At 66.5% G+C, this 8884-nt stretch carries 8 protein-coding genes; 1 reads left to right on the top strand and 7 read right to left on the bottom strand.

Going from position 1 to position 8884, the window contains the following annotated elements:
* The 6 genes from VNF71_04750 to VNF71_04725 all read right to left on the bottom strand — a co-directional run.
* On the bottom strand, nt 1-1582 hold a 1582-nt coding region (locus VNF71_04750), incomplete at its 3' end, for an NAD(P)/FAD-dependent oxidoreductase (protein ID HVA73852.1).
* The gene (locus VNF71_04745; protein ID HVA73851.1) at nt 1575-2048 is read right to left on the bottom strand and encodes an SCP2 sterol-binding domain-containing protein; all 474 of its coding nucleotides are present in this window, start codon (nt 2046-2048) and stop codon (nt 1575-1577) included. The genes VNF71_04745 and VNF71_04750, both read right to left, overlap by 8 nt.
* An 11-nt stretch (nt 2049-2059) precedes the next feature.
* Nucleotides 2060-3661 (bottom strand): NAD(P)/FAD-dependent oxidoreductase, encoded by a 1602-nt coding sequence (locus tag VNF71_04740; protein ID HVA73850.1) that lies wholly within the window; start codon nt 3659-3661, stop codon nt 2060-2062.
* Nucleotides 3658-4194: a hypothetical protein gene (locus VNF71_04735; GenBank protein HVA73849.1), complete on the bottom strand. Its 537-nt coding sequence runs from the start codon at nt 4192-4194 to the stop codon at nt 3658-3660. Before VNF71_04735 ends, VNF71_04740 begins: the two co-directional genes overlap by 4 nt.
* Before the next feature lie 38 nt (nt 4195-4232).
* Complete coding sequence (locus VNF71_04730) at nt 4233-5894, bottom strand: NAD(P)/FAD-dependent oxidoreductase (protein HVA73848.1); 1662 nt, start codon at nt 5892-5894, stop codon at nt 4233-4235.
* Nucleotides 5894-7603: an NAD(P)/FAD-dependent oxidoreductase gene (locus VNF71_04725; GenBank protein ID HVA73847.1), complete on the bottom strand. Its 1710-nt coding sequence runs from the start codon at nt 7601-7603 to the stop codon at nt 5894-5896. The genes VNF71_04730 and VNF71_04725 overlap by 1 nt, the downstream gene beginning before the upstream one ends.
* A gap of 274 nt (nt 7604-7877) precedes the next feature.
* Here VNF71_04725 and VNF71_04720 point away from each other — a divergent pair, with 274 nt between their 5' ends.
* Nucleotides 7878-8594, top strand: coding sequence for an IS6 family transposase (locus VNF71_04720; GenBank protein HVA73846.1), 717 nt, complete (start codon nt 7878-7880; stop codon nt 8592-8594).
* A gap of 15 nt (nt 8595-8609) precedes the next feature.
* Here the strand turns inward: VNF71_04720 and VNF71_04715 are convergent.
* On the bottom strand, nt 8610-8884 hold a 275-nt coding region (locus VNF71_04715), incomplete at its 5' end, for an IS110 family transposase (GenBank protein ID HVA73845.1).

Raw genomic sequence — 8884 nt, 5'->3', positions numbered from 1 at the left:
ACCACGCGTCGATGCCGAGGTCGTCGGCGATCACCTGCAGCGCGTTGTACGCGGGGGCGAACGTGATGAAGCCGTGCGGGTGCTGGGTCGAGCCGGCCATGTAGAGTGCGTCGACCGGCGTGCGGTACTGGCCGAGCTCGGGCAGAGGACGCTGGTCGAGCATGTTCGCGAGGCTCACCTCGCCCATCATCCAGTCCCCACGGACCATGTTCGGGAGCTTCTGGGTGATCTCGAGCGGGGTGTAGGGCACCCAGTCGATGATCGAGTCGTCGGTGAGGTTCGGCGCGTAGCGGCGCCACGCCTCGATGCAGCGGCGCCCGTACCACCGACCCAAGCTCTCCCATTCGCCCTCGCCTCCCTGGGCGATCGAGAACGGGGCGAACTGGCGAAGCAGGCCGGTGAAGCACCCCGCAGGCGCGTCAGTCGGGTCATAGAGCGAGTTGACCGCCGCGTTCGGCCTCGGCTCGGGGAGCCGTCCTGCACGCACCGCGTCGAAGTCGGCATTCAACTCCTCGAGTGACCCGTAGCCGAGGTTGACAACCCAGGCCCGGTCCACGTCGGGATCGAATGCGGCAGCCTCGTACTGCGGCAGTGCTGACATCGCGAGGTGGACCGAGAACAGCGACCAGTCCTTGTGCTTGACGTCCTTCCGCACGCGCTCGGGCAGTTCCGCCGGCAGCGCCGCGGGCTCGAGGAACTCGAGGAAGGTCTGCTCCACCGACACAGTCGACGCGACAAGCCTGCGCGCCGCGATCTCGGTACCGTCCGCGAGGCGTACCCCAACGGCGCGGCTGTCGTCGACGACGATCGCCCGGACGTCGGCGTCGCTGACCATCACGCCGCCGTGCTGCGCGAGGTCGCGCCACAGCGCATGGGCGAGGCGGTGCGAACCACCGACGCACAGGTGCCAGTTGTCGATCTTGCCGACGAGGAGCGGGAAGCCGATAGCGAGCCCCGGCACATCGTTCGTGTAGGCGCACACCGCACCGTGGAAGGCGAGGTGCGCCTTCACCTTGGGATGCGTGAAGTGCTGGTCGAGGAACTGGTTGATGGTCTCGCGACGCAGCTTGACCGAGAGGAACTCGGACCGGCCCTCGACGCCGAAGGTCGACAGCGCCTTCGTCAGCTCCTTGACCGACATCGGCGGCTGGTACATGAGCGTGCCCAGGAGCAGATCGACGTAGCCGTGTGCCTCGGTGTAGAGGCGGCGGAAGGTCTCGGCGTCCTGCTCGGAGAACCTGGCGATCGATGCGCAGGTCTTGTCGAGGTCCGTGTGGATCGTGAGCGCGGTGCCGTCGTCGTAGATCGACGCCATCTGCACCTCGGGTCGGACGTACTCGACGCCGTGCCCGCGCACGTCGAGGTCGTGCACGGGCGGCGCGAGGTCGACGAACGTGTGGTAGTTGGCATGCACGTTGTGCAGGAACCCGGGCTGGGTGAGTTCCTCGGTGCACAGCCCCCCGCCCTCTTCGTGCCGGCGCTCGAGTACCAGCACCTCGAGTCCGCTGCGGGCGAGGTAGGCGCCGAGCGTGAGCCCGTTGTGCCCGGCTCCGATGATGATGGCGTCGTAGGCGTCACGCACGGACCTGCACCTGTTCGCTCGGGGCATAGGGGGGACGGCCCTTCGGCCAGGACGTCTGCACCCCGCTCGCGTAGGCATCGAGCAGGACCTTGACCTGCTCGGCCTGGCGCATCAGGAACCGCATGTCCCCGCGGACCTTGATCCCACCCTGGAGCGCGGCGTTGATCGGGTCCTCGAGGCCCGCAGCGATCTCATCGAACGTCGTCGCGGAGCCGCGAAACCGGTAGTTCAAGGTGAGGGCGGGGTCGTCGCCCTCGACCTCTCGGTACCAGGCGCAACGACCGGCTTCGATCTTCACGAGGAAGTGGCGCTCCGCGGCCGCCTCGACGTAGGGCGAGACACCGTCGCCGACGATCTCCACCTTGATCAGAATCTCGTCCGCCGGCAGCCCGTTCATCGTCGCGATCCGGTCGTTCATGGCGTCGCGGACCTCGGAGTACCACTCGGTCGTGTAGATGTCTGCCATCCGTACTCCTCTCAGTACCCGCGCTCGGCGAGCGCCGGACTGGGCAACCCGAGGTCCTCAGCGATCGCCTTGTACGCGTTGTAGCCACATGCCGCATGGACCCCGCCACCGGGGTACGCCGAAGGCCCGCAGAGATACAGCCCATCGACCTCGGTGCGGTAGTTGGAGGCCTCGGGGAACGGCCGGTTCGGTCCGATCTGGTCTGCCGAGAACTCCCCATTGGAGAAGTCGCCCTCTCGCATCAGGTTCTTCCGTTCCATCTGGTCGGGTGTGTAGAGCTTGTGGGCGATCACGTTGTCGCTGTTCATGTTGGGCGCCGACTCGTGCCAGACGTCGAGGAACTGCTCGTTGAAGGTCGCCCGCACCTCGGCCCACTCCTGGGCTGTGAGTTCACTCGCGCACGGCAGGAAGTACCACCCGGTTGCGGCATGCCGCCCAGGAGGCGCCTGCGACGTGTCCCACATGCTGTTGACCCAGGTACCCGCCGCGGGCTTGGGCACCTTGCCCGAGTAGGCGTCGCGGATGTAACGGATCGTGTCGTCCGGCCCGTCGAAGCCGACCATGGTGTAAAAAGACCGGTCGATGGCCGGGTCCCATCGCGCGGACTTGTAGTGGGGCGCCTCGTAGAGGCAGAAGCACGGCGTCCCGAGCACGTGGCTGGGTCCGTACCGGTACGCACGCGCCCGCTGCACCCACAGCGGGCTGAGGTGTTCCTCACCGACCAGGTCGAGAAGGGTCTGCCGTAGGTCCGCATTCGACGCCACGACCTTGGTGGCCCGGTACTCGCCGAGTCGGGTCCTGACCCCGACCGCACGCCCGTCCTCCACGATGACCTGGTCCACCATGACGTTCTCGACCAGGTCCACACCCTCGCGGTAGCACGCCTGGGTCATCGCCTTGGCGAGACCATGCGTGCCGCCCAGGACGAGTTTCCAGTTGCCGAGCGTCCACATCACAAAGAGCAGGAAGCCCGCTCCGGTGCCCTGCCCGTCGATCGGATAGCCCCACTCCACGCATGCCCGGTAGAGCAGAGCTCGGAGCTCGGGCGTCTCGAAGAGCTCATCGATGACGTTCTTGGGAGACTTCATCAGGAACTGGGGGCCGACGCCCATGTCGCCGAACTCGCTCGTGATCATCTCGCCCTGTTCGTCGAGGCTGGCGGGCTGCGGGATCGTATAGAGGTTCGCGGCGAGCAGCTGCTCGAGCGCGGCAGCGCGGTGCTTGAGCTCGACGTACCTGTCAGCGTCCGCACGCGAGTAGCGCGCGATGCTCTCGTGCGTTCGATCGAGGAGGTCGGGACGGTGGAGGATCACCGGAGGGCGTCCGTCTGCGAAGGTGATGCCGGCCTGGGCCTCGGGCATCACGGTGCGAAGGCCGAGGTCCTCCAGTCCGAAGTCCTTGATCATCGGCATGATGTCGAAGAACTCCATGAACTGGGCGTGCATATTGTGTCGGAAGCCCGGTAGGACTGGCTCCTCGGTGTTCACGCCGCCACCCTCCTCATGCCGACGCTCGAGCACCACCGTGGAGAGGCCGGCGCGTTGCAGGTAAGCGGCTAGGCACAGGCCGTTGTGGCCCGAGCCGATCACGATTGCGTCGTACGTCCGAGTCACGTTCCTGCTCCTCTCGCGACGGCGTCCGTCGCCACCTTGGGCCCGCCGACGGGCTCACCCCGTCGGCGGGGAGTCCCGAAGTCGGCCGTCGCCTTGCCGACCTGCGCCGGCCGGGCGGGACGCTGCGGCCTCGCATCGACCGCTGCGGGCGCTGCGGGCGCTGCGGGCACGATCTTGTCGGGCTCCGCGACCTTGGGTTCCTCGACCTCGGGTTCCCCGTTGTCGGCCCCCGGCTGAGCCGGTCGAGGCGAGACCGCTGCCACCGGCGCCTTGCGGACGGCTCGGGGTGACACCATGGGCTCGGGCTTCGCCGCGGGAGCCGGCTCCGCGGTTGCCAACGACCGCGACCGGCGGCGGAACAGCCAGTGCGCGGCCATCGCGAGCGTGTGGCGGTGCAGCCCGAGCCGCAGCATTCCCGGGATGTCGTCACCCGTCATGCGAATCGTGAAGTCCCAGTTGACGGGCTCGCGGATCGTCCCGGTCACAATCACGTCGTTGCCCTCACGAGTGACTTCGTACTCACGGAAGTCCATAACGAGTTCCTTACGGCCCAGTCCCCGAGATCTGAGCCTCACGACAGGTACGTCTCCCGATACCGTCGCACGTAGTCCGGCGGAGTCCACCACTTCTGCACGCCCAAGTCCTCGGCGACCGAGTTCGCCGCGATGTAGCCGGGCCCGCCGATGACGAGGCCTCCAGGGTACGACGACGCGCCACACAGATACAGCCCCTCGAGCGGCGTACGTCCCGCGACGCACGAGTCGTGCGGACGGAACACGCCCATTTGCAAAGCGTTGTACGCGCCGTGCTTGATCGACCCGCGCACCATGTTCGGGAGCCGCGTCTCGATATCGAGCGGGCTCTCCGCGGTCGTCAGCACGATGTTCGCCGGCGAGACGTTGCGAGCCGAGCGCCCCCACCCCGAAAGGAGCACTTCAGTCAGCGCCTCCTGGTGTGCCTTCCAGCCGCCCTCAATCGCCCCGGGGACGTGCGCCTGGATGAAGCTCACGTGGTGCCCGGGTACCCGGACGAGCGTCGGGTCATAGCGCGTCTCGACCGTGGCATGACCTCCCACGCAGTCGAGGTCGAGGCGTCCGGCGAGCACGCCGTCCCAGTGCCGCAGCAGCTGCTCGGTCGAGTCGAACCCCGTCACGACCATAAAGGCGTCGTTGACCCACGGGTCGTCGGTCTCGTAGTGCGGCGCTTCGTCGGTCGCTACCGCCACGGTGAAGAAGGACCAGTCGTCCCACTCCCACTCATTCGACACGCGCTCGAGCTCCTGCGGCACGCTCTCGCTCGGCAGCAGCTTCCCGAAGGTGATTGGGGGGGGCAGGCTCGACAGCACGGCCTTGGCCTCGATCACGCGCCCGTCGAAGACCTCGAGCCCGGTCACCTTCCCGTTCTCGACGATGAAGGACGTGACCTCGGCGTTGTCGAGTACCACGCCCCCGTTGCGGAGGATCTCCCGCGATAGCGACCCGGCAAGCTTGTGGGATCCCCCGTAGCACTGGGCCTTGTTGGCCGCGCGATCGATATACAGCGGGACGAGAAAGCCAAGGCCGCTCTCGTGGGGGTTCAGCCCCCACATGCAGGCGGCGTACAGCAGCAGCGTTCGGACACGGTCGTCCTCTGCGAGTTCGTTGACGATCTCGATCGGTGACATCTCCGTGAGCCGGAGCACCTCTCGACCGGCCTCTGTCTTCTCGAACGCCTCGATCATGTCCAGCGGTGACATCGGCGGGAGATAGGTGCCTGGTGCGATCACGTCGTCGACGAGCCGCCGCCAGTGGCGCAAGGTCTTCCCGAAGTTGTTGGCATCGCGCTGGCTGAACTTGGCGATCGAGTCCTTCGTGTCCTCGACTTGGTTGCACAGCATGACGCTCGTCTTGTCAGAGAAGACCGCTGCGGTCTGGGCGTTCGGCTTCACGAATGTGAGGCCGTGCACACCGAAGTCGAAGTCGCGGAACAGAGGCATGTAGTCCGTCATCATGTGGTAAATGGCGTGCGGATTCGTGTAGTAGCCGGGGAACAGTGTCTCCTCGGTGGCGAGCCCGCCGCCGACTTCGTGCCGGCGCTCGACGACGATCGTGCGCAGGCCGGCCCGGGCGAGGTAGGCGGCGGCGATGAGTCCATTCGGTCCGCCGCCGACGATCGCGACGTCGAACACGGAGTGTTCGGGGAACTCGTCGAGGATGTGCTCGGTCGGCTCCATGCCGTAGCCAGATCTGACCATCACGACACCCCGACAATCTGGCGACCGGCCTCGGGCACGTACCAGTCCGACGGATACCACCAGCTGGCAGGCTCGACGACGCCGTCCTCGATGAGGATGTGCATCAGGTTGTACGGCACCGCCATCAGACAGAGCCCCCCGGGATGCATGCTCTGGCTGCACATGTAGAGTCCGTCGATCGGCGTGCGGTACCGGGCGAGCTCGGGGATCGGCCTCGTGCCGAACCACTGATCGGACGACTGGCGCGCCCCGTACCAGTTGCCGCCCGACATGCCGGCGTTGCGGAACTCCGAGTCATACGGCGTGTTGACGAAGACGTCGACGATGTTGTCGGAGTTCATGTTCGGCGCCATCCGCTCAATGAGCGCCAGGGCGGCGTCGACGATCTCCTTCTTCCTTCGGTTGTAGGCCGCGGGCCCGTCCACGTCGTACTGCGGTGGGGGGCACTCGAGGTAGATCGGCGACAGTACGTGGTAGCCCTCCACCGTGCGGGTCGGGTCGTACTGGTCATGCGAGCAGATCATCATCGTGAGATGCTCCGGCGTGAGATGCTCCGGTGCCTTCTTGTGCGAGTACGCGTCGCGAGTCTGGGTGTAGACGAACTCCATCGAGTCGGCGGGGCCGACCACGCACGACGGATAGACGTCCTCGGGGAAGGCGTCGTCGCGACCGTGATACTTCGGAAGCTCACGGCAGATCAGCGACATCACGAAGAGGCTGCCCCCCTTGAGCGAGACGTCGTCTATGCGCTGGGCGAACCCCGGGTCGGTGTGCTGCGGACCGACGAGGTGCATGAACGTCTGCTTCACGTCGGCTCCGGAGATCACCGCCTTGCGCGCCCAGATCGTCTTCTCCGGGTACGACGCCTCTGCGGAGAGCTTGACGCCGACAGCACGTCCATTGCGGACGACGATCTCCTCGACCGGCGAGTTCGTCAGGATCCGAGCTCCATGCGCGATCGCACACCGGATGATCGCGTGGGCGTAGGTGTGCATTCCCCCGCGTGGCGAGCCCCCAGAGTAGCTGAACAGCAGCGTGCCGCCCATTGATGGAAGCAACATCCCGTCCCAGTTGGGGTGGGCGCCGCAGTACCAGGCGCCCATAGCCGCGACCACGCGGGCCGGCTCCCACGGCACGAACTCCTCGAGGAAGTCGCAGTAGCTCATGTCGAGCAGGCGGTCGGTCCAGATGTCGGGGACGTGCTTTCGGAACACCTTCCACCATGGCAGATCGGCCTCGTCGATCTCGTGCTGGCGCGGGTGCGGTGGCGTCCAGAAGAGCGCCCGGAGCAGCTCGCGCATGGCCGGCTCCGAGAGGGCATCGCCGAGGCCGCCGATCCCGCCGGCGTTGTCGGGGAAATAGCGGCGAGCGGCCTCCTCGCCGATGTCCGGGCGCCACCTGCTCCCCAAGTTCGCAGCGATGCCGTCGAGCGTGACGACGCCCGACATCGACGGGTAGTAGACCATTCGCATCCCGTACTTCCACAGCTCGAGCTGGTCGAAGCCCGGGGCCGCGCCGCCGTAGAGGTAGGTGGCGTGCGGGTCGATGCGGAACCCGGGACGCGGCTCGGTGTTCTCCTGGCCACCGCCGCATTCCGGGCGCGCCTCACATACCGCGACCGAGAGGCCCGACTTGGCGAGATAGGCCGCGATCGTCGAGCCATTGTGGCCACCCCCGACCACCACGATGTCAAACGTCTCTTCCTGCATCAGACCCCCTCCCGACCTCTGCGATGCCGCGAGCTGTCCGTACCTTGGGACGACGCTACGGTGGGGGACGCCGCGATGACTAGGGTACAAAGCCACATTCATTCACAGGGTCGCCACCATGGCCAGCCCGGTGGACCTCCGGACGGGGCCTGGTTCCCTGCGACGTCCCCGGCGACGTTGTGGGTGCCGATAATCGGCACTGTTGCATTGAGCGCGCCCCGGCCTGGTCGCCTTGGGGCTCGTGCCTAATCCGCTCATGGACGAGGCTGTCGGCATGAAGGATTTCCGTCTCATCCGGCCCATCCAGCCACCCAGGTCAGCGTTCGCCGGGTTCAGGTTCCCGCCTGAGGTCATCTTGATCGCTGTGCGCTGGTACCTGCGCTACGGATTGTCCTACCGGGATCCGGAGGAGCTGCTCGCCGAGCGTGGCATCGAGGTCGACCACGTGACCCTCTTCCGGTGGGTCCAGCGGTTCACACCGATCCTGGTGGACGCGGCTCGACTATGCCTCCACCCTGTCGGCGGACACTGGTTCGTCGACGAGACCTACGTGAAGGTGTCCGGGACCTGGCGGTACGTGTACCGAGCGGTCGACCAATACGGGCAGGTCATCGACGTGTTCGTGTCCAAGAAGCGAGACCTGAAGGCTGCGACAAGGTTCTTCACCAATGCGATCAGCTCCCATGGCGCGCCGGCCGAGATCACCACTGACCGGGCCCACGCCTTGGTCCGCGTGGCCACGGACCTCCTGCCGGCTGCACTCCATGACACCACCCAGTACGACAACAACCGGGTCGAAGCTGATCATGGGCGGCTCAAGGCAAGACTTCAACCGATGGGGGACCTCAAACGGGACCGGACCGCAAGCGTCGTGATCCGAGGAGATGCCTTCATCCAGAACCTGCGGCGAGGCCACTACGAACTTGGGGTCGATGCACGTCCCGGACTGACGCTCGCCGCAGCGTTCGACGAGCTCGCCCTGGTGCGCTGAGGCGAAGATTCGCTGTTACCCAGCAACCGCCAGGGGCTCGAGTGTCACCGAGTAGCCCATCTTGTGGAGCTGGTCGAGCGCACGGTGCTTGGCCTTGTCCGGATTGAGCCGGGTGAAGTAGTCGCCTCCCGATTCGCCGTAGGGAGTGTCGGTGGTGAGCATGTGCCAGATGGCGACGAGCATGGCGTGCTCGAGGGCGACGATGGCCTTGATCGGACCCCGTCGTGAGGCGATGCGCCGGAACTTCGCGGCCAGGTAGGTGTCCTTGCTGCGGGCCGCCGACATGGCGG

It is taken from the genome of Acidimicrobiales bacterium (assembly GCA_035533095.1).
Taxonomy (GTDB): domain Bacteria; phylum Actinomycetota; class Acidimicrobiia; order Acidimicrobiales; family Palsa-688; genus DATLUM01.
The sequence above is the reverse complement of the archived record's forward strand: the minus strand, read 5'-3'. Positions and strand labels throughout refer to the sequence as shown.